The following is a 22,712-nucleotide window of genomic DNA, read 5'->3' as shown; positions in this document are numbered from 1 at the left end:
CCCGCAACACCGGGAGAGGTACGCTCAGCGCGTGTTCAACGGTGTCGGGTGGGGTGAAGTCGTCGTCTTGCTTCTGATCGGGCTGTTCGTCTTCGGCCCGGACAGGTTGCCCAAGGCCGCCAGGGACGCGGGACGCGTGCTGCGTCAGCTGCGTCAGCTGGCCAACGGCATGCGTAACGATCTCAGGTCCGAGCTGGGCCCGGAATTCGCCGATCTGGATATCCGGGACCTGCATCCCAAGACCTTCGTCCGCAAGCACCTGTTCGAGGACGATCCGGTTCTGCCGCCATACCTCACCAAGCGGACCTCGCTCGACTCGCTGCTCCTCGGTGACGATCCGCCCGCGGCGCCGTCACTGACCAAGTCCTCGCTGCCGAGAGATCCCGCGGCCAAGGATCCGGCTCGTCCCGGCGCCGAGGCCGCGGTTCCGGCGGCGCCGCCCGGTCCGGTGTCCCCCATGCTGTCGAAGGTCTCGCCGAGCAAGGCGTCCGCCGCCCGCTCCGTGCCGGCGCAGCCGGCACGGAGCGACGGCCCGGCGACAGAGGTGCCCTTCGACTCGGACGCCACCTGAGGTTCGGCGTCGCCTGAGGTTCGGCGTCGCCGCCGGCTCGATGCACCCGCCCCGGGGCGGGGCCAGCCGGGGCCGGGCTCGCGTCGATCAGGCTGCGCGAACCCGGACGGACGGCCGATCGTAGGTGTTCAGCGCCCCACCGGCGTGAGGTTGAGGCTGCGTCCGGCGAGCCCACGGGAGCGGTAGGTGAGCCGGCCCGCCACCGCGTGCAGGGCCTTGCCCGCCTCGCTGTCCGGCTCGCCGATGACCAGCGGCATGCCGTTGTCGGCGCCTTCCCGGAGCCGGACGTCCACCGGGATCTGGGCCAGCAGCGGTACGTCATGACCGAGCACCCTGGTCAGCCGCTCGGCCACCGCAGCCCCGCCGCCAGAGCCGAACACGTCGACCCGCTCGCCGCAGTGCGGGCAGGGCAGCCACGCCATGTTCTCGACGACCCCGACCACGTTCTGCCGGGTCTGCACGGCGATGGTCCCGGCCCGCTCGGCGACCTCGGTGGCCGCCAGCTGCGGGGTCGTGACCAGCAGCAGTTCGGAGGACGGCACCAGCTGGGCCAGGGAGATGGCGATGTCACCGGTGCCGGGCGGTAGGTCCAGGAGAAGGACGTCCAGGTCACCCCAGAAGACGTCTGACAGGAACTGCTCCAGGGCACGGTGCAGCATCGGTCCGCGCCAGGTCACTGGCTGGTTGCCGCGCGTGAACATCCCGGTGGAGATGACTCGCACCCCGTGTGCCTGGGGCGGCATGATCATCTTTTCGACCTGGGTGGGCGGGCGGTCGATGCCCAGCATGCGGGGCACGGAGTGCCCATAGATGTCGGCATCGAGCACACCGACCGACAGGCCCGAACGGGCCATCGCGGCGGCCAGGTTCACGGTGATCGAGGACTTGCCGACGCCGCCCTTGCCGCTGGCGACGCCGTAGACCCTGGTGGTCGAGCCTGGTTGGGCGAAGGGAATCGCCTTGGGGGCGTTGCCCCCCCGCAGTTTCGCGTGCAGGGCACCGCGTTGCTCGTCCGACATGACCTGCAGATCGACGCGGACCTCGCGGACGCCCTCGACCGCGCTGACGGCTCGACTGACCCGATTGATGATCTCGTCGCGCATGGGGCAGCCGGACACGGTGAGCAGGACCCCGACGTCGACCGAGCCGTCGTCGAGCACGCGAACCGACGAGACCATGTCCAGCTCGGTGATGGGACGACCGATCTCGGGATCGTGCACCGTCGCCAGAGCCGACTGAATCGCGTCGGGGGAAGGCCGGGATAGGGACAAGGGAAACCTCAGTCACAGGTTGGTATCAGGTGCGGCCCGCCGGGCCGCCTGTGGGTCCACGATAGCCCGCGGGGGACGTGACGGCGCCGGCTCACGATCCCCGGTCCGCCGTGTTCGGCGGACCGGGGAGCGTGAGCCGCCCTGTCGGCTTCACGACGGGTGCGGAGCGTGCCCATCGTCATGACCAGGGGTGATTGTGTCCCGGTATGTGCCTGGTATGTGTCCCGGTGACGGAGGCGGCTGCTTGGGACGGTTTTGCGGGCGGGCCGCGACGTAGGCTGATCGTGCGGAGGCGGGAGGACGCGATGGCAGTCGAAGAGATGTTCGGCGCCAGCTCCGAGACCGGCGAGGACTGGGTCGACGAACATGGGATGTGGGCTTGGCGTGAGCTGCTGCACGCCCATGCCCACGTGACCCGGGTCCTCGAGGCCGAGCTCGAGGCGGCTCACCGGCTTCCCCTGGCCTCGTACGACGTGCTGGTCCAGCTCGCCGAGGCCCCGAACGGCGAGTTACGGATGAGCGAACTCGCCCAGGCGGTGCTGCTCTCCCGCAGCGGTCTCACCCGGTTGGTCGACCGGCTGGAACGGGAGGGACTGGTCGCCCGGCGGTCCTGCCCGTCGGATGCCCGCGGCACGCTCGCCACCCTCACCCCGCAGGGATTCGACCGCTTGCGGGCGGCCTCGGGCACCCACCTCAAGGGGGTCGCCCGGCACGTGCTCTCCCACTTCAGCCGAACCGAGCAGGACCTGCTCGCCGAGCTGCTGGGCCGGCTGAGCCCGCCGAGGCCGGGCGGCAACGGCCGGGGGTACGACGCGAACGCCTGAGCGGCCATGGCCTGCCGGCAGCGTGCCCGGCAGCGCGTGCCCGGCACCGCGCGGCCGGTCATCCGGACGCGGTGATCGGGACCGCCCCCCGCGCGGTGGAGATCAACGCCTCGTACGCCTCCCGGGAGGTGGTCTCGGCCCCGAGCCCCTGGGGCTTGCTGGCGCCGTGGAAGTCACTGGAACCGGTCGCCACCAGCGAGAGCTCGGCAGCGAGGCCACGTAGCCGGCGCCGCGCGACGGGTAGGTGATCGGGATGATCGACCTCGAGGCCGGTCAGGCCCGCCTTCGCCATCGCCTCGATCACCTCGGGACCGACTGTGACGCCGCGCCTGCTCGCGAACGGGTGCGCGAACACGCTCACCCCGCCGGCGCCGTGGATGAGGCGAAGCGCCTCCCAGACGTCCGGCTGCTCCTTGCCCACCCAGTACGGTCCGCCCGCGCCGATCCACCGGTTGCTGAACGCGGCCGCCACCTCGGGGATCAGCCCGGCCTCGACCATGACCGCGGCGATGTGGGGGCGGCCCACCGTGCCGGCCGCCAGCTCCAGGACCCGTTCCCAGCGCACCGGATGCCCGTCCGCGGCGAGTCGGTCGACCATCCGACGGGCCCGGGTGGCGCGATGTTCCCGCACCCGGGCCCGGGCCGCCGCGAACGCCGGCTCGGCCGGGTCGAACAGGTAGGCCAGCACGTGCAGGGATACCCACGCACCTGCCACCTCGACCTGGCAGGAGATCTCGGCGCCCGGCACCAGGGTCAGCCCGGCAGGCAGGGCCGCGGCCGCGCGGCCGATGCCCGCGATGGTGTCATGGTCGGTGAGCGCGAGGATCGACAGGCCCTGCCCGGCTGCGAGCCGGACGAGGTTCTCCGGTGACTCCAGGCCGTCCGAGGCGGTCGAATGGGTGTGCAGGTCGATGGCCACCCGCTCCATAATGCTTCATAGTGGCAGCTTTTCGCCGCGCGGCGATGATGTGGGCGGCAGGCCGGGGCGGCAGGCCGGGGCGGCAGGCCGGGGCGGCAGGCCGGGGCGGCAGGCCGGGGCGGCAGGCCGGGGTGAGACGGCGGTGCGGGCGGTGCGGGCCGTGGTGGTGGGCGACGGCGGGCGGCAGGGAGGCCTACAGGTCCAGACCGGTCAGGACCAGCACCCGGTCCTCGGTGAGGTCGGTCATGGCCGAGCGGACCCCCTCCCGCCCGATGCCGGAACCCTTCGTCCCGCCGTAGGGCATCTGGTCGGCCCGGTACGACGGGACGTCGCCGATGACGACCCCCCCGACCTGGAGCTCCCGGTGGGCGCGGAAGGCGGTGGCCAGGTCGTGGGTGAACACCCCGGCCTGCAGGCCGTAGGCGCTGTCGTTGATCCGGGCGAAGCCCTCGTCAACGCCGTCGACCGCCGCCACGACGATCACCGGGCCGAAGACCTCCTCGCTCACCACCTTGGCGGTGGGCGGAACGCCGGTCAGCACGGCCGGGCTGAGACTCGTGCCGTGGCGCGTCCCGCCGCAGACGAGTGTCGCCCCCGCCTCGACGGCCTCGGTGATCCACGCCTCGACCCGTTCCGCCGCCGCGACGTCGATCAGCGGCCCCACGTCGGTGGCCGGGTCGGCCGGATCCCCGTCGTGCAGCGCCCGCACGGCGGCGACGATCTCGGCGAGCAGCTCGTCGACGATCGTGCGGTCGGCGTAGACCCGCTGCACGGCGATGCACGACTGGCCGGCCTGGTAGTTGGCGAACAGGGCGATGCGGCCGGCGGCCCGGGCCAGATCGGCGGGGGNCGCGTAGTCGGCGGCGACCAGCACCGCCGCGTTCCCGCCGAGTTCGAGGACCACATGCTTGCGGGGGACCGTGTCGCGGATGGACCAGCCCACCGGGCCGGAGCCGGTGAAGGACACCACGGGCAGCCGAGGGTCCGCGACGAGCGGGCCGAGGCGGTCGTTGGGGATCGGGAGGACCGACCACGACCCCTCGGGCAAGCCGGCGTCGGCGAGCAGGTCGCCGAGGAACAGCGCCGACAGCGGCGTGCGCGGGGCCGGCTTCACGATGATCGGCGCGCCGACCGCCAGCGCCGGCGCCACCTTGTGGGCGACCAGGTTGAGCGGGAAGTTGAAGGGGGTGATGCCCAGCACGGGCCCGCGGGGGAAACGCCGGGTGAGCGCGAGCCGTCCCTCCCCGGGGGGATCGGTGTCCAGCCTGGTCAGCTCCCCGGCGAAACGCCGGGCCTCCTCCGCCCCCCAGCGGAAGGTGGAGCTTGCCCGGGCCACCTCGGCACGCGACCAGGTCAGCGGCTTACCGCTCTCCGCGGTGATGAGACGGGCCAGTTCGTCGCCTCGACGGGCGATCTCCTTCGACACGCCGGCGAGCGCGCCGGCGCGGACGTGGGCCGGCAGCGCCGCGAACGCCGGGGCGACCGCCGCCGCGGCGGCCACGGCCGTCTCAACCTGGTCGGGGTCCGGCTGCGCGACGACGGCGACCTCCGCGCCGTCGAACGGGTGCCGAACGGTGGTCGTCGCCGACCCGGTGGCCGGCTTGCCTGCCAGCCAGAACGGCGTCGGCTCGCTCATCGCGCGGATGACCGGTCGGCGCGGGCGGCCACCGGGCCGCCTGGCGTCGAGCCGCCTGCCGTCGTCATCACCATCGAGCTCATTCTAGGCGCCCGCGCGGGCGGGGCGCCTGCGGCGCGCCCGGTCCCGCCCGAGGACCACCGGCCGGATCCCGGCGGCGGGGGACGATGGCCGGCCCGGCCCGGCCCGGCCCGGCCCGGCCCAGACCGGACCAGGGCCGCGGCGCGGCGGCGTGGCCCGGGCCGTGGACAGGTACGTGCGCGCATACGATCAGGTAGGAGCCGACGATGACCANTCCCAACCCGGCGGCGACCGGAATCGGCCTGCCCGCCACCGGCGGCCCGCGGCTGCCCCAGGAGCCGCGTCTGCACACCGAGATCCCCGGCCCGCGGTCCCGGGCACTCGCCGCGCGCCGCGTCGGCGCCGTGGCCCGGGGGGTCGGTGAGACCCTCCCGGTCTACGCGCACGCGGCGGGCGGCGGGGTCGTGGTCGACGTGGACGGCAACTCGCTCATCGACTTCGGTTCGGGGATCGCGGTGGTCAGCGTCGGCAACGCTGCGGACGGGGTCGTCGAGGCCGTGCGTGAGCAGATCGGCCGGTTCACCCACACCTGCTTCATGGTGACGCCGTACGAGGGCTATATCGCCGTCTGTGAGGCGCTGAACCGGCTGACGCCGGGTACCCATGAGAAACGCTCGGCATTGTTCAACTCCGGAGCGGAGGCCGTCGAGAACGCCGTCAAGATCGCGCGCAGCGCGACCGGCCGGGGCGCGGTCGTCGTCTTCGAGCACGCTTACCATGGCCGGACGAACCTGACGATGGCGATGACCGCGAAGTCGATGCCCTACAAGAGTGGGTTCGGGCCGTTCGCGCCCGAGGTCTACCGGATGCCGCTGGCGTATCCCTACCGCTGGCCGACCGGTCCCGACCGCTGTGGGGAGGAGGCCGCCGAGCGGGTGATCGAGCTCGTGCGGGACGAGATCGGGGCCGCGTCCGTCGCCGCGATGGTCATCGAGCCGATCCAGGGGGAGGGCGGTTTCATCGNCCCCGGGACNGGGTTCCTGCCCCGCCTCGCCGAGTTCTGTACGGTCGCGGGGATCGTGTTCGTCGCGGACGAGGTGCAGACCGGGTTCGCCCGGACCGGGACGATGTTCGCCTGCGAGCACGAAGGCGTCGTCCCGGATCTCATCACCACCGCCAAGGGCATCGCCGGCGGCCTGCCGCTCGCGGCCGTCACCGGCCGTGCGGAGATCATGGACGCCCCCCAGGTCGGCGGGCTCGGCGGCACCTACGGGGGGAACCCGGCGGCCTGCGCCGCGGCTCTCGCCGCGATCGACCTCATCGAGTCCGAGGACCTGGCCGGCCGGGCCCGCCGGATCGGCGAGATCGCCCTGCCCCGCCTGCACGCGTTGCGCGAGCGGTACGACTTCGTCGGGGATGTCCGGGGGCGGGGCGCGATGGTCGCCCTGGAGCTGGTCCGGGGCGCCGGCGACGACAGCCCGGACAAGGTCCTCACCGCCGCCGCGGCCGCCGCCTGCCATCGTCGCGGCCTGATCGTGCTCACCGCGGGCACCTGGGGCAACGTGCTCCGGCTGCTGCCACCGCTGGTGATCGAGGAGCCGTTGCTGCTGGCTGGCCTCGATCTCCTCGACGAGGCGTTCGCGGAGCTCGCGGCGCGCCGTCAGCCTCCCTCCCCGGCCCGCCCGGAGGGGTGACGGAGGGATGGCGCACCCGGCTGTTCGGCATATCTGCCCAGGTCGGACGATTGCGGGTGGGAACCTGGTGGGGCGATTGCGGGTGGAAAGCCGAGGGCATACCGGTGCCGGAGTGCCGATGTTCGGCGACATCTCCACCTACGCCAGGAGGCGCCCGGTGACCATTGCTGCGGCCTGCCCGCGCTGTCTCGGACCGCTGCGTCCACCCGATCTGTGGAGCAGCCAGTGGCGGTGCGACGATCACGGGGAGGTGAGTCCCTACCGCACCGCCGTGTCGTCGCGGGAACAGGCGCTCCACGCGCTGTCGAAGACCTCGACGGTCCCGATCTGGTTGCCGCAGCCGATGCCGGTCCACTGGTACGTCAGCGGCGTCGGCTGGGCCGGTGACGAGCGTACCGGGCCGCGTGCCACGGCAGTCGCCGCCGCCGGGCCCTCTCCGTTGGGCGGGCCGGCCGAGATGGTGCTCGTCGCCGAGGCGCCTCGGGTGGGACTCGGCGCCCGGCTCGCGGGCATCAGCGGTCCCGATCCCGAACCGCTGCCCGGCGTACCGGAGGCGAAGGTAGAGGCCGCCGGGCATCCCACGGCGCTGTGGCCGCTGGTCGTACCCCCCGATCGGGCGGCGTTCGTCGGGGAGGCCCGGGGGGTGTGGCTGTGGCTGGTGCTCTGGCCGGCCGACGCGGCCCTGCTCCTGCTGGAACACCTCGTGCTGCGGGACCTGCGCGACGATCCGCAGCTCGNCGAGCGGTCGTTCTTCGGTGCATCGAGCCAGCACCTGTCCGCGGGGCCGCTGCCCGGGCGGTGAGCCGCCATGGTCACGCATCCCCGGCTCCGCATCCCCGGCTCCGAATCCCCGGCCGCTGGGGGACCTGCCGCACCCGCCCGTAAGCTCGCTCACCATGACGGACGCCGCTGCCCCCCGCACNCCCNCCCGGGGAAGCCTCGGTGCGGTGGCGCCGCAGCCGCTGCGGGTCGAACCCGCCGAGGTCGACCGCAACCGGCTGGCCGTGATCGTCAACCCGAGCGCGGGTCACGGGCGGGCGATGCGGATGCTCGACGGCGTCCGCATCGAGCTCGCGCGCTGGGCGCGGGACGTCCGGGTCACCCCGACCCGCGACCTCGCCCACGCGGACGATCTCGCGGCGGCGGCCACCGCCCAGGGCCGGGTCGTGGTCGCGCTCGGGGGCGACGGCCTAGCTGGCTCGGTGGCAGGGGGGGTGGCCCGCTGCGGCGGCGTGCTCGCGGTGCTCCCCGGCGGGCGCGGTAACGACTTCGTGCGTGGTCTCGGCCTGCCCCGCGACCCGTGCCGCGTCGCGGCCGGGCTTGCGCACGCCCGGGAACGCCGGGTCGACCTGCCCGAGGTCGGCGGCCGGCCGTTTCTCGGGATCGCGAGCGTTGGCTACGACTCCGACGTCCAGGTGATCGCCAACCGGACCCGGTTCCTGCGCGGCCAGCAGGTCTACACCTACGCGGCGCTGCGGGCGCTGGCCGCCTGGCGCCCGGCGCGCTTCACGGTGACGGTGGACGACCTCGCGCCTCGGGACCTGGTCGGGTGGACGGTTGCGGCGGCGAACTCGGCGTACTACGGCGGCGGGATGCGGTTCGCCCCCGGGGCGGACATCGCCGACGGGCTGCTGGACGTCCTGCTGATCTCGCGCACCTCCCGCCTGACGTTCCTGGCGCTGTTCCCGCGGGTGTTCTCCGGGCGTCACGTCGACACCCGGCACGTGCGGGTGCTGCGGGCCCGGCGGGTGCGCATCGAGGCCGACCGGCCCTTCGCCGTCTACGCCGACGGCGATCCGCTGGCGTCGTTGCCGGCGGAGATCGTCGTGCGCCCCGGTGCCCTGCGGCTGCTCGTGCCGGTTATTCCGGCGTCCTGAAGCCGGATTCCGGCGCCGGGCGGTCGGGTCCGGCCGCTGTGGATTCGGCCGCTGTGGATTCGGCCGGGTCCGCGGTCTCGGGCCTCGGCGTGGTCTCGGGTGTCAGTGTGATCTCGGGGGTCGCATGATAGTCGATGTGGCCGGCTGCCTGGGGATAGTGCAGGTCGAACGCCGGGCGTTCGGAGCGGATGCGCGGCAGCGTCCGGAAGTTGTGCCGCGGCGGGGGGCAGGAGGTCGCCCATTCCAGCGAGTTCCCGTAGCCCCAGGGGTCGTCGACGACGGCGAGTGGGCCCTTGCGGTAGGAGTGCCAGAGGTTGTAGATGAACGGCAGCGTCGAGAGGGCGAGCAGGAACGAACCCGCGGACGAGATCGTGTTCAGCGTGGTGAACCCGTCGTTCGGTCCGTAGTCGGCGTACCGGCGGGGCATACCCTGCACGCCGAGCCAGTGCTGCACCAGAAANGTCGTGTGGAAGCCGAGGAAGACCGTCCAGAAGTGGATCTTCCCGAGCCGGTCGTTCATCAGCCGGCCCGTGACCTTCGGGAACCAGAAGTAGGTGCCNNCGTAGGCGGCGAACACCACGGTCCCGAAGANGACGTAGTGGAAGTGGGCGACGACGAAGTAGCTGTCGCTGACGTGGAAGTCGATCGGCGGGCTGGCCAGCAGTACCCCGGTCAGACCACCGAACAGGAAGGTCACCAGGAAACCGANNNNGAACAGCATCGGCGTCTCGAAGGTGAGCTGCCCGCGCCACATCGTGCCGATCCAGTTGAAGAACTTNATCCCGGTCGGNACCGCGATGAGGAACGACANNANNGCGAAGAAGGGCAGNAGCACCGCGCCGGTGACGAACATGTGGTGCGCCCACACCNCGACGGACAGGGCTNCGATGCCGATGGTGGCGAAGACCAGACCCTTGTAGCCGAACAGCGGCTTGCGGGAGAAGACCGGCAGGATCTCGCTGANGANGCCGAAGAACGGCAGGGCGANGATGTAGACCTCGGGGTGGCCGAAGNACCAGAACAGGTGCTGCCAGAGCAGCGCGCCGCCGTTGGCGGCGTCGAACACGTGCGCGCCGAAGCGCCGGTCGGCCTCCAGGGCGAGCAGCGCCGCGGCGAGCACGGGGAAGGCNANCAGCACGAGGATCGAGGTCNCCAGGAAGNTCCAGCAGAAGATCGGCAGCCGGAACATCGTCATGCCCGGGGCCCGCATCGTCAGGATCGTCGTGATCATGTTGACGGCGCCGAGGATGGTACCNANACCGGANACCGNNAGNCCCACGATCCACAGGTCCGACCCGGCCCCCGGCGAGTACACCTNGNTNTTCAGCGGCGAGTAGGCGAACCAGCCGAAGGACGCGGCGCCGTTCGGGGTCAGGAACCCNANGATCACCGTCAGGCTGCCGAACAGGAAGAACCAGTAGGACAGCGCGTTCAGCCGCGGGAACGCCACGTCCGGCGCGCCGATCTGCAGCGGCACGAGGAAGTTCGCGAACGCGAACGCNANCGGGGTCGCGAACATGAGCAGCATCAGCGTGCCGTGCATCGTGAAAAACTGGTTGTACTGCTCGTTGGAGAAGTACTGCAGCCCCGGGCGGGCGAGTTCCGCCCGCATCATGATGGCCAGGACACCGGCGAAGAGGAAGAACCCGAACGACGTGACGNNGTACANGANGGCGATGTCCTTGTGGGACGTCGTCCGCAGATAGCCGAGCAAAGGGGTACGTGGCCTGGTGTGCGCGGCGACGATATCCGCTGGCTGCGTCCCGGTATCCGCCGCTCCGCCCGGTTCTCTCGGTTGGTGTAGAATCGTCACGTTCGGCTCCCGATGTTCGTCGTCCGCGCGGCGCCAGAAGGCGTGTGGAAAGCGGCGGACGGGCCGGGGAAAGGCTAACGTGGCGACCGGTGTCCTGGCCGTAGAACCGTCGAGTTTCTTCGGATTTATTCGCGATGCGCAGGCCAGTGAGGCCACCCGGTGGTCGAATTCCCGCGCCTTTTCCGATGAATCGGGTGGAAATCGGCCGGCAGGGCGCGGGCCGGCAGTGCGGGCCGGCAGTGCGGGCCGGCAGGGCCGGAGCGTGCCGCCGCACGCTCGCTCTCAGGCCGGCCGCGCGCCGGGCCGCCCGTTCTCGACCACCCAGGTGGCATCCGTGGACGTGGGCGAGTGGCGATGGGCGATGTCGGCGACGACCCGCATGTCCGCGCGCCATTCGTCCGGGGTGACGCGAACGCGCGTGTAACCTCGCCGGTCACCGCGAAAATACCGGACATGCGGGTTGAGCCGGGCATTGTTCTGCCGGATGAAGTCCTCGCTGACGAGGAAGAAGGCCGAGCTGATCGAGGTGCAGACGAACTCCGTCGCGACGACCGGCGTCTCGGGCCGGTCGAAATCGACCCGGAGGTCGTTTACCCAGGCGCAGTGGATGTCACCGGAGAGCACCACCGGGTTGCGCACGCCGCTGTCGCGGATCTCCGACAGCAGCCGGGTCCGGTAGGGGCCGTACCCGTCGTTCTGATCCAGGTTGGCCAGCCGTGGTCCCTCGCCGAGGGGTAGCTGCCCGTTCAGCTGGGCCATCATCGTCTGCTGGGCGAGGACGTTCCAGCGGGTCCGCGACGTGGTCAGGCCGTCGCGCAACCAGCGTTCCTGGGCGGCGCCGGCCATCGTGCCGGCCGTGTTGTCCCGGCCCAGGGATGCGAGCCCGATGCCCTGCGGGGAGTCGCCGGGCTGCCGGGTCCGGTACTGCCGGGTGTCCATGACGTTNANCGNCNCCAGNTNCCCNAACACNAACCGCCGGTAGATCCGCATGTCGGGCGATCCCGGATTCAGCTCCGCGCGGATCGGCATGTGTTCGTAGTACGCCTGGTAGGCGGCGGCACGCTGGCGGGCGAACACCGCAGGGNCCTGCCGTTGCTCCCCGGCGTCGCCGGCCTCGTCGATCAGTCCGGCGTAGTTGTTCTCGACCTCGTGATCGTCCCAGGTGACGACCCAGGGGGCCACGTGATGAGCGGCCTGCAGGGCAGGATCGGACTTGTACTGGCCGTACCGGTTGCGGTAGTCCGCCAGCGTCTGGAGTTGGTCCAGACCGGGCCGCTGCGGGGTGGTGTGCCGCCGGTCCGGGTAGTTGCTTTTCGGGTCGTACTCGTAGATGTAGTCGCCGACGTGGACGACGAGGTCCGGCGCGTCGGTGGCGATGCCGTCGAGGGCCGGCCAGTACCCGTTCTGGAAGTCCTGGCACGAGGCCAGCGCGAAGGTCAGGGCACCGCCGGTCGATTCCGGTCCCCTCCCAGGTGCCGCGGCCGTCCGGGTCCGGCCGACTGGACTGAGCACGGTGCCGGCACGGAACCGGTAGAAGTAGTCACGCTCCGGCGCGAGTCCGCGGACGTCGACGTGGACGGAATGCGCGAACGCCGTCTGCGCGGTCTGCGTGCCGGCGCGCACCACATCGCGGAAACCCTCGTCCGTCGCGATCTGCCAGTCGACCTCAATGTCCCGCGTGGGCATGCCGCCGCCCTCGGTCGGCCTCGGCGCGAGCCGGGTCCAGAGGATGACGCCGTCCGGCAACGGGTCGCCGCTGGCGACCCCGAGCCCGAAGACCCCGTCGGTGACGCCCGCGATCGGGGTGGGTGCCCGCAGGGTCGGCGCGGGGGCNGGGATCGAACCGCCGGAGCCGCCGCAGGCCGCCAGGCTCGCCCCGCCCAGCGCGGCGCCCGCCAGCCCGAGGCCGCCGAGCAGGACGGCACGGCGACGTGGATCGGCCCCCGGGTTCGTCCCGTGGCCGGACCGGGCGGCGGCGCGAGGACCGGTGCCCGGATCGGCGCGTGCCGACGGATCGGTGCCGGCCGGTCGACCAGTCTGACCGGTGGCGGCTGACGGCGAGCCGGTGGCGGCTGACGGCGAGGGCGCCCGCGGGAATCGGCGGGAACGCGGAGAGCCGGCCGCGGCGTCACGGGTCACAACTGGATGAGAGTAGTGGAAACGGATGAACTCGCGGCCCGTTCACAGCGGATCACCCCCACGCCGGGGGTCAGCCGAGATGGACCTCCCGGCGGCCGGGGTCGCGCAGATCCGTCCCGGCCGCCAGCCACCGCTGGTGCAGCGCGTCCGGGCCGTGCACCCGCTTGTAGGCGGACTCGTTGGGGGTCATCGGAAGCAGGGGGAGAAAGCGGACAGGTGCGAGCCCGGTGGCGAGATCGGGGATGAGCCCGCCGGGCTCGCCGACGAGCACCGCGGTGAACGGTGCGCCGTCCCAGAGCGGTTCCCCGAGATCCAGGCCGGACCCGGGAGCCACCGGACGGCCCTCGACCGTCGGGACGGCGGCCAGCACGGCCAACCGCCGCAGCACGCTGTCGCGCCGCCCGCGCAGGGACAGCACGAGTTCGGCCCGCGGGCCGGCGGGGTCGCGCACGGTCGTCGCCGCCGTCATCGGCTCCCGGGACATACCCAGGGTGAGATAGCGGATGACGCCCGCCTGGTCCGGGCCGAACCGCAGCACCTCGATCTGGTCGGTGCCGAGGAACGTGACCGCGGCCCGACCGGTGTCCGGTCCGAAGAGCGCCGCCGCATGCTCCTCGACCGATCGCAGGATCGCGCTGTCGCTCACCAGGCCGATGCCCCGCCACGTTGTTCCATACCTGCGATCGTATGGTCGGCAGTGATCCCGGGAACCGTCGTGGCCGGTGCGGGAGTTATCGTGGTGCGACGTTGGAGGGGTTCATGGCACAGATGCTGACCAAGGGCGGCAACGCCGCGTTGCCCACTACCGACGTCCGGGTCGAGATCGCCTCGTCGAGTCCGCTGGACATCGCGGCGATCCTGGTGACCATCCACGGCAAGGTGCGCACCGACGACGACTTCGTCTTTTTCAACCAGCCGACGGGTCCCGGGGTGCGTCTCGTACCGCCGTCCGCGCTGGAGTGCACGTTGGCCGCGGTCCCGCCGGAGATGGACAAGGTGGTCGTCACCGGGAGTCTCGACGGCAGCGGGCCGGCCACCTTCGCCGCCCTGCGCGGCCTGAGCATCGTGGTGCGGGACGCGCGTGGCGGCGCCGAGCTCGTCCGCTTCGATCCGTCCGGGCTGAGCAGCGAGACGGCGCTGATTCTCGTCGAGCTCTACCGGCGCGCCGGGACCTGGAAGGTGCGGGCGGTCGGCCAAGGCTACGCCTCGGGGCTGGCCGGCATCGCGACTGACTTCGGCATCACCGTCGACGACCCCGGCACCTCCGAGGCCGCGACGCAGGTCGTGCAGCCACCCGTGGCCCCGCCCCACCCGCAGGCAGCCCCGGCATCGTACGGCACGCCCCCGGGCGGTCGGCAGTGGGGTCCGCCGCCTCCCGCGCCGACCCCGGCGGGGGGCCCGCGGTGGGGGTCGCAGCCGGGCGGTCAGCAGTGGGGTCCGCCGCCTCCCGCGCCGGGAGCGCCCGGTCAGCCGCAGTGGGGGACACCGCAGCCCCCGCCCGGTCAGCAGTGGGGTCCGCCGCCGCCCCCGCCCGCTCAGCCGCAGTGGGGTCCGCCGCCCGCGCCGACCCCGGCGGGGGGCCCGCAGTGGGGGTCGCAGCCGGGTGGTCAGCAGTGGGGTCCGCCGCCTCCCGCGCCGGGAGCGCCCGGTCAGCAGGGTGGCCGGGTGAACCTGGACAAGGGGCGGGTATCGCTCGCCAAGGGGCAGAGCGTCTCGCTGGTGAAGACCGGCGCGCCGCCGCTCACCCGGGTCCGGATGGGCCTTGGGTGGGATCCGGCCCAGCACGGGAAGTCGATCGACCTCGACGCGTCCTGCATCCTGTTCGACGAGCGCGGCAAGGACGTCGACAAGGTCTGGTTCATGTCCAAGAAAGGCGCCCGGGGAGCCGTGCGCCACTCCGGGGACAACCTGACCGGCCATGGCGAAGGGGACGACGAGACAATCTTGGTCGATCTCGGTGCCCTGCCGGGGAACGTCGTCACCCTGATCTTCACGGTGAACAGTTTCCAGGGACAGACCTTCGTCGAGGTGCGTAACGCCTACTGCCGGTTGTATGACGATCTCACCGGGCAGGAGCTTGTCCGGTTCGACCTGTCCGACTCCAAGCCGTCCACCGGACTGGTGATGTGCCGGGTGCAGCGCGATCGCGGGGCTCCCACCTGGTCGATGACGGCGATCGGGGAGTTCCATGACGGCAAGACCGTCCGCGCCATGGTCAATCCGTCGAGGCAGTACCTGTAGGCAGTGCCTGTAGGCCGATCCCCGGCCCCGGAACGCCGGGCGGTTTGCCGGCGGCCCGCGCGACGGTGTTGATCCGGCCGACCTCTCCGGGTTGTGGGATGTCCCGGGCCGGGTAACCTCCGGCCGTGAACAGGTCTGCAGCGCCGTCGTGGGCCGGTGTGTTGCACTTCGCAGGCATCGCCCGGTGATGGGCATGGTCTCCCGCCCGGCCCCGTCCCGCGTCTACTGCCGCCGGCTGGCGGGCCTGCTCGTCCTGGACCCGAACGGCGACCAGGTCGGCAGGGTGCGCGATGTGATCGCGACGCTGCGACTCGGGCATGAGCCGCCCCGCGTCCTGGGCCTGGCCGTCGAGGTCCAACGCCGACCGATCTTCGTGCCGATGAGCCGGGTCACCGGGGTGGAGTCGGGCGCGGTGGTGCTGTCCTCGGCCCGGCTGAGCTGGCGGCGTTTCCAACAGCGCCCGAACGAGACCCGGGTGCTCGGCGAGCTGCTCGACCGGCGGGTGACGCTCATCTCGTCCGGTGTCGAGGTGACCGTCGTCGACGCCGCGATCGAACTGGTCCGCGGCGGCGACTGGGTGCTCGACCAGGTGGCGGTGCGGGTCGGCCGGGGCCGGCGCGGCGAGGTGAAGACGGTTGCCTGGGACGAGGTCACCGGCTTCTCGCTGCCCGAGGAGGGGCAGGGGGCCGCGAACCTGCTCGCTGCGTTCGAGAAGCTGCGGCCCGCCGACCTCGCGTCGCTGCTGCATGACCTGTCCGAGAAACGGCGCGCGGAGGTCGCCGCCGCCCTTGACGACGAGCGGCTTGCCGACGTCCTCGAGGAGCTGCCGGAGGACGAGCAGGTCGAGCTGCTCGGGGGACTCGCCGACGAGCGGGCCGCCGACGTGCTGGAGGCGATGGGCCCCGACGACGCGGCGGACCTGCTGGGCGAGCTGCCCGCCGACGACGCGGAGCGTCTCCTGCGGCTGATGGAGCCCGACGAGGCCGCCGGCGTGCGCCGTCTGCTGCTCTACGCCGACGACACGGCCGGCGGCATGATGACCAGCGAGCCGGTCGTGCTCGCCCCGAACGCGACGGTCGCCGAGGCGCTGGCCCGCATCCGCGAACCCGAGCTTTCCCCGGCGCTCGCCGCGCAGGTCTACGTGGTGCGTCCGCCCTACGAGACGCCCACCGGCCGCTACCTCGGTCTCGCCCACTTCCAGCGGCTGCTGCGTGAGCCGCCGGCGACCCTGGTCGGTGGCGTGATCGACGTCGACATCGCCTCGCTGCGGCCGGAGANCCCGCTGGCCGAGGTCACCCGTCATCTGGCGTCCTACAACCTGGTGGCGGCACCGGTTCTCGACCGCGCCGGCCGGCTCGTCGGCGTCGTCACCGTCGACGACGTGCTCGACCACCTGCTTCCCGCGAACTGGCGGGAGCGACAGCTCGACGCGGACGTGGATGCGCGGGCGNCCCCCGGGGCACTGNCNCCGCCCGCCGCGGGCGACGTGGAACCAGGCTCCCGCGGTGAGGCGGGCAGCTCCCCGGCCGCCTCATGAGACGTCTGGGAGGTCTGGGAGGTCTGGGACGTCTGGGAGGTCTGGGAGGTCTGGGACGCCGCCGGCCGCGAGGCGCCCGCCTCGATCAGCCGCGGCTGTCCCGGCGGTCCGCCCTGCGCTCCGCCTACGAGCCGGACGCCTTCGGGCGGATCGCGGAGCGGGTGGCGCGTTTCATCGGCACGGCCCGGTACCTCGTTGCGCAGAGCGTCGTGATTGTGCTGTGGGTCGCTTACAACATCATCGCCCCGCAGTCCGTCCGGTTCGACAATTTCCCGTTCATCTTTCTGACGTTGGTCCTGTCGCTGCAGGCCGCGTACGCGGCACCGCTCATCCTGTTGGCGCAGAACCGCCAGGATGACCGGGACCGCGCGAACCTCGCCCAGGACCGCGAGCAGACCATCCGTAACCGCGAGGACACCGAATACCTCGCCCGCGAACTGGCCGCGATGCGCATCACGATCGGCGAGCTCGCCACCCGGGACTTTCTGCGTTCGGAGCTGCGGGGGTTGCTCGCGGAGCTGGAGGGGCCGGACGGTGACCGGGCGAAGGACCGCGACCGGGAACGCCGACGGCGGCGGGGGGGCGAGCGTTCGTTACGTCCGCCGTGATGATCGGGCCGGTGCGGCGGGCTGGTGCGAACGGCGGCCGCGCGCCGCACCNGCGGATACCCGGGTGCCTACCGCACGGTACCGCGGCAGAGCGTCAGCACCGCCATCGCGATCTCGACCCCACGAGGCCCCAGCTTGTCCGCCCAGATCGCGATGATCTCGTTCTCCCGGGCGTGCTGGATGCGAGGCCCGCCCTCGGCCGAGCGCAGCGCTTGGATCTGCTGGGACAGATCCCGCCGGGTCGCGACGAGATCACGCAGCTGAGCATCGATGTCATCGATGAGCTGTCGTCCCTCGTCGATCGAGGCGATGGCCGGCGCGGTGCTGGGGGCGTCGACGACGTTCTCCACAAGTGGGCCTTTCGGTCGGAGGCCCGGCGCACCCCAGGCCGAGACAACCCGGAGGCGGACCGGGCCTGGGTCTGGCGCTTGTGCCGCGTGAGATCAGCGGCGGAGCGGGGACCGTGCCCGGTCCCCATAAAACAGCCGTAGCGACGTGCCGTGACATGCGAGTCGGCGGCACGTGAGTCGACTGCACTGCATGGCAAGAGCATGCCAGCCGCGCGCCGATTCGTCCAGGAGCCTGATCTCTTGGGTACCCTCCACCCTGGCTCTTGGGTAACCCCCACCCCGACTAATCCCTCGCCTTGATTAACCCCTCGCCTTGATTAACCCCTCGCCTTGACTCGGGCGGCGCCGCCCGAGCGGGCGTCCGGTAACCGAGGCGAGGCCGGTAGAGACTATAGAGTGAGTGATGGCGCAACTGGAGCTCACCGGCCTGCCCCGCCGGCTTTTTTCCTGCACGCCGTCGCGGCTGGCGGCCTTCGAGGACTGCCCCCGCCGGTACCGGATGACGTATCTGGACCGGCCGCGGCCGCCCAAGGGGCCGCCCTGGGCGCACACCTCCTTCGGCGTCAGCGTGCACAACGCGCTGCGACGCTGGTGGGAGGGGCCGATCGAGCAACGGGTCCCACAGCGGGCCGCGGCGCTGTTGCGGTTGCTGTGGGTCGACGAGGGTTTCCGGGACGGTGAGCAGTCGTACCGGTGGCGCGAGCGCGGCGCGCGGATGGCGCATGACTATGTCGCGCACCTCGATCCGGCGGCCGAGCCGCGCGGGGTCGAGCGTTCGGTCGCGGCCCGTACCGAGGCGCTGGCCTTCTCCGGACGGGTGGACCGTCTCGACGACCGGGACGGGGAGCTGGTCGTCGTCGACTACAAGACCGGACGCCGGCCGGTCACCGACGACGATGCGCGATCGTCCCCGGCGCTCGCGCTCTACGCCCTGGCCGCCGGGCGGATGCTGCGCCAACCATGCCGGCGGGTCGAGCTGCACCACGTGCCCAGTGGGCGGGTCGCGGCCGCCGAGCACACCGAGGCGAGCATCGCCCGGCACGTGCGGCGGGCGGAGTCGGTCGCGGCGGACGCCGTGCGCGCGACGGAGGCCCTGCGGGCGGGTGAGGATCCGCAACGGGCGTTTCCGCCGAGCCCCGGCCCCCTGTGCTCGTGGTGCGATTTCCGCAGCCACTGCCCCGAGGGGCAGGCGGCCGGCCCCGAACGCCAGCCCTGGGACGCCCTCGGCGACGAGGGCGACGAGGACTGAGGCATCGGCGTACCAGGGCGCCGGCGACCGGCGGGTCGGCCCGGACACCGGGTCGGCCCGGACACCGGGTCGGCCCGGACACCGGGGCGCCGGACACCGGGCCGGGAGAGGCGTCATCATGAGACGGTGCCCGACCAGACCGCCACGCCCGCCCGGCCGCGGGTCTCCGCGAAGGCCGCGACCTTCACCGAATCGGTGATCCGGGAGATGACCCGGCTCGCTCTCGCGCACGACGCCGTGAACCTCGCGCAGGGCTTCCCCGACTTCGCCTGCCCGCCGCAGCTCAAGGAGGCGGCCAAGGCCGCCATCGACGCGGACGTGAACCAGTACGCCATCACGTGGGGAGCCGCGGAGTTCCGCGCCGCCGTTGCCGCGAAGGTGGCCGGAACCTACCCGGGCTGGTCGGTCGACCCCGACACCGAGATCTGTGTGACCTGCGGCTCCACCGAGGCGATGATCGCGGCGATGCTTGCGCTGGTCGACCCCGGCGACGAAGTGATCATGTTCGAGCCGTTCTACGAGAACTACGGCCCGGACGCGATCCTCTCCGGCGCCCGGCCGAAGCTCGTCCGCCTGCATGCCCCGGACTGGACGATCGACGAGGCGGAGCTGCGTGCGGCGTTCTCCGACCGCACCCGCGCCATCGTGCTGAACACCCCGCACAACCCGACCGGCAAGGTGCTGCGCCGCGCCGAATTGGACCTCGTCGCCGAGCTCTGCCAGCGCCACGACGCGCTCGTGTTCACCGACGAGATCTACGAGCACATCCATTACCTGGGCCCGGGCGGCCACATCCCGCCGGCCACCGTTCCCGGGTTGGAGGACCGCACCGTCACCATCAATGCGCTGTCCAAGACCTACGCGGTGACCGGCTGGCGGGTCGGCTGGACGATCGCGCCCGCCGCCTACACCTCGGCGATCCGCAAGGTGCACGACTTCCTCACCGTCGGGGCGGCGGCACCGTTGCAGGCCGGCGGGGTGGCGGCGATGAACCTGCCGCAGACGTACTACGTCGATCTCGCCCGGCAGTACCGGGAACGGCGGGACCTGCTCTGCGCGGCCCTCGCCCGGACCGGCTTCACCTTCCGGGAACCGGACGGGGCGTACTACGTGATGTGCGACACCCGCGCGCTCGACCCGGCCGGTGACGACGTGGCCTTCGCTCGCCGGCTGGCCACCGGGATCGGGGTCGCCACCGTTCCCGGCTCGTCGTTCTTCGCGGACCCGGCGGACGGCCGCCACATCATCCGGTTCGGCTTCCCCAAGAAGCTCACGACCCTGGAGGCCGCGGCGCGGCGGCTTGCCCGTCTCACCCCGGCGGCTACCCCGGCTACCCCGGGTTGAGGCCTGTCCCAGGCGGCTGGGGCATCGGGTAGCCGGCTTCGGCCGCCCGGGTATGCCCCGCGTGCAGCTCCCGGTCCAGCGCTGTCAGCTGACCGTGTGTCCCGCCGCGCAGCGATCGGCCGGCCAGTCGCGGGCGAGCGGCCATCTCATCGGGCGACGGCGGCGCGTACCGCCCGCGCAGGTATTCCCCGATCCACCGGGCCTGGGCGGCCGCGAGCCGCGCGGGACCCGCGACATGGAACAGCCAGGGAACCTCGAGATCGAAGACCTCGCCGAAACGGGCCGAGCCCGTCCCGGCCGGACCTAGCCGCGCCGCCGGGCCGGTGAGCACCACGGCCTCGAAAACGCCGAGCGGGTGGGCTTCGCCATCCGGCTGGGGAGCGCCATGCACCTCAAAAGGCGGACCGAGCGCGGCGGCTCCGACCAGGCGCAACGTAGCGGGAGTCACGGCGACGACACGATCAGTCAGATCGTGCGTGGCGAGTTCGGCGAGGGACGGCGGCGGCGCGGGGCCCTCGGAGAACGCGGTGACGGTCAGCCCACCGTCGGCGAGTGTGATTGTCGCGGCGGCTCCGGCGGCATCGAGACCGAGGACGGCGACACGGGGAAGACCTGGCACGTCGGGGGACTCTAGCGGTGCGGTGATGGATCCCGCGCACTACGGTTGAAGACATGAGCGTTGTCAAGATCAACGTGTTGACCGTGCCCGCAGAGCTGCGAGACACCCTGGAGAAGCGGTTCGCCGGCCGCGCCGGGATGGTGGAGCAGGCCGACGGGTTTGAATGGTTCGAGCTGCTGCGCCCGATCGAGGGCACGGACACCTACCTCGTCTACACCCGTTGGCGTAGCGAGGAGGACTTCCAGAAGTGGCAGTCCTCGCAGGCGTTCGGTGAGGGCCACCGGCAGGCCGCGGAGCAGACCGCGGCCGGTCAGGGCGCTCCGGCGGGCCACGGGGCCCCGGCGGGGGGGCAGGGTGCCCCCGCGGCCACCGCGGCCACGCTGTGGTCGTTCGAGGTGGTGCAGNCCGCCGCCCCCGCCTCGAACTGACCCGCGCCCGGCGGCGCACACCGGATGAGACGAGTGGTACCCCGGGATCCACCGGGGTTGCGGATGGCTGGTCGGTGTCCGACTTAGGGTGATTGCGGAGTGGCCTCGGGGGCGCGTCGAGATTTTCGCTCGTCAAGTGTTGTGACGGATCGGTCACGCCCCCACACTGATCGGTGTGGCCCGAGTACTCGCTGTTGCGAATCAGAAGGGCGGCGTTGCCNAGACGACCTCCGTGTCGAGTCTCGGTGCCGCGCTGTGCGAGCTGGACCGTCGGGTCCTGCTGGTCGATCTCGACCCACAGGCATGTCTGACCTTTTCGCTCGGGCTGGATCCGGATGCCCTCGAACTGTCGGTGCACGACGTCCTGTTGGGACGGTTGTCCGCCGGCATCATCATCACCAGGACACCGGACGGCACCGATCTGCTGCCCGCGACCATCGAGCTGGCGGGTTGCGAGGCGGTACTGCTGTCACGCNCCGGGCGGGAGCACGCGCTGCGGCTCGCCCTCGCCGAGATCGTCGACGAGTACGACTTCATCCTCATCGACTGCCCGCCCTCCCTGGGCGTGCTCACCATCAACGGGTTGACGGCGGCGGACGAGGTCATCGTGCCGCTGCAGTGCGAGACGTTGTCCCACCGCGGCGTCGGCCAGCTGTTGGACACGGTGCACGACGTGCAGCGGCTGACCAATCCCGGCCTGCGGGTCCGCGGCGTGCTGCCGACCTTGTTCGACGGTCGCACGGCGCACTGCCGGGCGGTGCTCGCCGACGTCTCCGCCCGGTACGACATCGCGGTGCTGGCGCCGCCGGTAGCCCGCTCGGTGCGCTTCGCCGAGGCGCCGGGAACGGGGCGGTCCATCCTGACGACCGCACGGCGCTCCAAGGGGGCCGAGGCCTACCGGTCGCATGCCCGTGCCATCGCCGGGGTTGCGGGGGTGGGCACGGCTGCCGGCATCGCTGGCATCGCTGGCATCGCTGACCCTGCCGGAACCGCGGTTGGACAGGCCGCCGAAACCGTTGACGGCCCGGGGGCCACCTCGCCCGGTCGGCGGCAACGCCCTCGGGAGGGGGACGGCCAACCCGCGGGCATGCGGGACCATTCCCGCCCTCCGGTGCAGGTCGGCGAACCGACCTGCACCGGAGAGGTGCGGGTGTGAGCCGACGGTGAACGAGCTCGGGCGGACACCCGGCCGGGTGCCGGGCGGGAGGCAGGCGCAGGACCGGGCGACGGCCGGGTTCGACCGGCTGCGTCCGCGTGGCGCCCGGTCTCCCCTGGTCACTCCGGTTCGCGCGAGATCAACGGTGGGTCGCGACGCGCATGGAAAGCGTGCGTTGTACAGCGGCGTCCGCCCCGTGACACCGCCGAACACCAGCCTGACCGTCAACTGCTCCCGATGCGGGCAGACCAGCTCCCTCGGCGCCTGGCACGCGCTGCGCGTCCTGACGCCGAGCGTCCATCTACCGCTGGTCCGGCTCCGGCATCCCTCCTTGGTGCGCTGTCCCTCGTGCCGGCGGCTGAGCTGGGTCCGGCTGGGCCTGCATTTTCGGCCCGCGGGCTGACGACCCCCGCGG

Annotated in this window: 21 protein-coding genes; 13 read left to right on the top strand and 8 right to left on the bottom strand. The window is 72.2% G+C overall.

The features are described from left to right. Positions 1 to 31: 31 nt before the first annotated feature. Positions 32 to 571, top strand: coding sequence for a Sec-independent protein translocase protein TatB (gene tatB / locus ALLO2_RS04165; protein WP_011438203.1), 540 nt, complete (start codon positions 32 to 34; stop codon positions 569 to 571). A gap of 128 nt (positions 572 to 699) precedes the next feature. Here the strand turns inward: tatB and ALLO2_RS04160 are convergent, their stop codons facing one another. Next, positions 700 to 1,842 carry an Mrp/NBP35 family ATP-binding protein gene (locus tag ALLO2_RS04160; protein ID WP_011438202.1) on the bottom strand — a complete coding sequence of 381 codons (1,143 nt, stop codon included), beginning with the start codon at positions 1,840 to 1,842 and terminating at the stop codon, positions 700 to 702. 305 nt (positions 1,843 to 2,147) lie between these two features. Here ALLO2_RS04160 and ALLO2_RS04155 point away from each other — a divergent pair, with 305 nt between their 5' ends. Beyond that, positions 2,148 to 2,666 carry a MarR family winged helix-turn-helix transcriptional regulator gene (locus tag ALLO2_RS04155; RefSeq protein WP_011438201.1) on the top strand — a complete coding sequence of 173 codons (519 nt, stop codon included), beginning with the start codon at positions 2,148 to 2,150 and terminating at the stop codon, positions 2,664 to 2,666. Positions 2,667 to 2,724: 58 nt separating this feature from the next. Here ALLO2_RS04155 and ALLO2_RS04150 read toward each other — a convergent pair whose 3' ends face one another. Together ALLO2_RS04150 and ALLO2_RS04145 are read right to left on the bottom strand one after the other, a co-directional pair. Continuing rightward, entirely contained in the window at positions 2,725 to 3,594 is an 870-nt protein-coding gene (locus ALLO2_RS04150; RefSeq protein WP_011438200.1) for a PHP domain-containing protein, read from the bottom strand. 184 nt (positions 3,595 to 3,778) lie between these two features. After that, the gene (locus ALLO2_RS04145) at positions 3,779 to 5,221 is read right to left on the bottom strand and encodes an aldehyde dehydrogenase family protein (protein WP_035729845.1); all 1,443 of its coding nucleotides are present in this window, start codon (positions 5,219 to 5,221) and stop codon (positions 3,779 to 3,781) included. A gap of 287 nt (positions 5,222 to 5,508) precedes the next feature. Here ALLO2_RS04145 and gabT point away from each other — a divergent pair, with 287 nt between their 5' ends. The 3 genes from gabT to ALLO2_RS04130 all read left to right on the top strand — a co-directional run bounded on the left by gabT (position 5,509) and on the right by ALLO2_RS04130 (position 8,813). After that, on the top strand, positions 5,509 to 6,936 hold the full coding sequence (gene gabT, locus ALLO2_RS04140) for a 4-aminobutyrate--2-oxoglutarate transaminase (RefSeq protein ID WP_051874840.1): 1,428 nt from the start codon (positions 5,509 to 5,511) through the stop codon (positions 6,934 to 6,936). A 157-nt stretch (positions 6,937 to 7,093) separates the two neighbouring features. Beyond that, complete coding sequence (locus ALLO2_RS04135; protein WP_035729844.1) at positions 7,094 to 7,738, top strand: DUF6758 family protein; 645 nt, start codon at positions 7,094 to 7,096, stop codon at positions 7,736 to 7,738. Between the two features lie 94 nt (positions 7,739 to 7,832). Beyond that, positions 7,833 to 8,813: a diacylglycerol kinase family protein gene (locus ALLO2_RS04130; protein WP_232234871.1), complete on the top strand. Its 981-nt coding sequence runs from the start codon at positions 7,833 to 7,835 to the stop codon at positions 8,811 to 8,813. Here the strand turns inward: ALLO2_RS04130 and ctaD are convergent. The 3 genes from ctaD to ALLO2_RS04115 all read right to left on the bottom strand — a co-directional run bounded on the left by ctaD (position 8,797) and on the right by ALLO2_RS04115 (position 13,411). Beyond that, on the bottom strand, positions 8,797 to 10,626 hold the full coding sequence (gene ctaD / locus ALLO2_RS04125; RefSeq protein WP_035729841.1) for a cytochrome c oxidase subunit I: 1,830 nt from the start codon (positions 10,624 to 10,626) through the stop codon (positions 8,797 to 8,799). The genes ALLO2_RS04130 and ctaD overlap by 17 nt on opposite strands. Positions 10,627 to 10,908: 282 nt before the next feature. Further along, entirely contained in the window at positions 10,909 to 12,765 is a 1,857-nt protein-coding gene (locus ALLO2_RS04120) for an alkaline phosphatase (protein WP_035729838.1), read from the bottom strand. A 70-nt stretch (positions 12,766 to 12,835) separates the two neighbouring features. After that, entirely contained in the window at positions 12,836 to 13,411 is a 576-nt protein-coding gene (locus ALLO2_RS04115) for a suppressor of fused domain protein (protein ID WP_023841348.1), read from the bottom strand. Positions 13,412 to 13,524: 113 nt separating this feature from the next. Here ALLO2_RS04115 and ALLO2_RS04110 point away from each other — a divergent pair, with 113 nt between their 5' ends. From ALLO2_RS04110 to ALLO2_RS04100, 3 genes are all read left to right on the top strand, one after another. Beyond that, positions 13,525 to 15,006 carry a TerD family protein gene (locus ALLO2_RS04110; protein WP_023841349.1) on the top strand — a complete coding sequence of 494 codons (1,482 nt, stop codon included), beginning with the start codon at positions 13,525 to 13,527 and terminating at the stop codon, positions 15,004 to 15,006. Between the two features lie 193 nt (positions 15,007 to 15,199). Beyond that, positions 15,200 to 16,543 (top strand): magnesium transporter MgtE N-terminal domain-containing protein, encoded by a 1,344-nt coding sequence (locus ALLO2_RS04105; protein WP_035729835.1) that lies wholly within the window; start codon positions 15,200 to 15,202, stop codon positions 16,541 to 16,543. Beyond that, positions 16,540 to 17,151, top strand: coding sequence for a DUF1003 domain-containing protein (locus ALLO2_RS04100; RefSeq protein ID WP_011438190.1), 612 nt, complete (start codon positions 16,540 to 16,542; stop codon positions 17,149 to 17,151). Before ALLO2_RS04105 ends, ALLO2_RS04100 begins: the two co-directional genes overlap by 4 nt. 68 nt (positions 17,152 to 17,219) lie before the next feature. Here the strand turns inward: ALLO2_RS04100 and ALLO2_RS04095 are convergent, their stop codons facing one another. Beyond that, the gene (locus ALLO2_RS04095; RefSeq protein ID WP_011438189.1) at positions 17,220 to 17,501 is read right to left on the bottom strand and encodes a chorismate mutase; all 282 of its coding nucleotides are present in this window, start codon (positions 17,499 to 17,501) and stop codon (positions 17,220 to 17,222) included. A 403-nt stretch (positions 17,502 to 17,904) separates the two neighbouring features. On the opposite strand from ALLO2_RS04095, the gene ALLO2_RS04090 reads away from it, so the two are divergent. Together ALLO2_RS04090 and ALLO2_RS04085 are read left to right on the top strand one after the other, a co-directional pair. Beyond that, complete coding sequence (locus ALLO2_RS04090) at positions 17,905 to 18,750, top strand: PD-(D/E)XK nuclease family protein (protein WP_023841351.1); 846 nt, start codon at positions 17,905 to 17,907, stop codon at positions 18,748 to 18,750. Between the two features lie 126 nt (positions 18,751 to 18,876). Beyond that, the gene (locus ALLO2_RS04085) at positions 18,877 to 20,094 is read left to right on the top strand and encodes a pyridoxal phosphate-dependent aminotransferase (RefSeq protein WP_011438187.1); all 1,218 of its coding nucleotides are present in this window, start codon (positions 18,877 to 18,879) and stop codon (positions 20,092 to 20,094) included. Here the strand turns inward: ALLO2_RS04085 and ALLO2_RS04080 are convergent. Beyond that, positions 20,081 to 20,713: a hypothetical protein gene (locus ALLO2_RS04080; RefSeq protein WP_011438186.1), complete on the bottom strand. Its 633-nt coding sequence runs from the start codon at positions 20,711 to 20,713 to the stop codon at positions 20,081 to 20,083. The genes ALLO2_RS04085 and ALLO2_RS04080 overlap by 14 nt on opposite strands. 53 nt (positions 20,714 to 20,766) lie before the next feature. Between ALLO2_RS04080 and ALLO2_RS04075 the strand changes: the two genes are divergently transcribed. From ALLO2_RS04075 to ALLO2_RS04065, 3 genes are all read left to right on the top strand, one after another. Continuing rightward, positions 20,767 to 21,141 (top strand): antibiotic biosynthesis monooxygenase, encoded by a 375-nt coding sequence (locus ALLO2_RS04075; protein WP_035729833.1) that lies wholly within the window; start codon positions 20,767 to 20,769, stop codon positions 21,139 to 21,141. A 175-nt stretch (positions 21,142 to 21,316) separates the two neighbouring features. Then, positions 21,317 to 22,297, top strand: coding sequence for a ParA family protein (locus ALLO2_RS04070; RefSeq protein ID WP_035729831.1), 981 nt, complete (start codon positions 21,317 to 21,319; stop codon positions 22,295 to 22,297). Between the two features lie 7 nt (positions 22,298 to 22,304). Continuing rightward, positions 22,305 to 22,700, top strand: a complete 396-nt coding sequence (locus tag ALLO2_RS04065; protein ID WP_023841352.1) for a hypothetical protein — start codon at positions 22,305 to 22,307, stop codon at positions 22,698 to 22,700. The last annotated feature ends 12 nt before the right edge of the window (positions 22,701 to 22,712 follow it).

Origin of the sequence: Frankia sp. Allo2, assembly GCF_000733325.1 — a bacterium.
In the GTDB taxonomy this organism is placed as follows: Bacteria; Actinomycetota; Actinomycetes; order Frankiales; family Frankiaceae; genus Frankia; species Frankia casuarinae.
The sequence above is the reverse complement of the archived record's forward strand: the minus strand, read 5'-3'. Positions and strand labels throughout refer to the sequence as shown.

Excerpts from the sequence above, each read along its gene's own strand:
- ALLO2_RS04155 (WP_011438201.1), top strand. The coding sequence starts at position 2,148 with ATGGCAGTCGAAGAGATGTTCGGCGCCAGCTCCGAGACCGGCGAGGAC.
- ALLO2_RS04100 (WP_011438190.1), top strand. The coding sequence starts at position 16,540 with ATGAGACGTCTGGGAGGTCTGGGAGGTCTGGGACGTCTGGGAGGTCTG.
- ALLO2_RS04150 (WP_011438200.1), bottom strand. The coding sequence starts at position 3,594 with ATGGAGCGGGTGGCCATCGACCTGCACACCCATTCGACCGCCTCGGAC.
- ALLO2_RS04090 (WP_023841351.1), top strand. The coding sequence starts at position 17,905 with ATGGCGCAACTGGAGCTCACCGGCCTGCCCCGCCGGCTTTTTTCCTGC.
- ALLO2_RS04110 (WP_023841349.1), top strand. The coding sequence starts at position 13,525 with ATGGCACAGATGCTGACCAAGGGCGGCAACGCCGCGTTGCCCACTACC.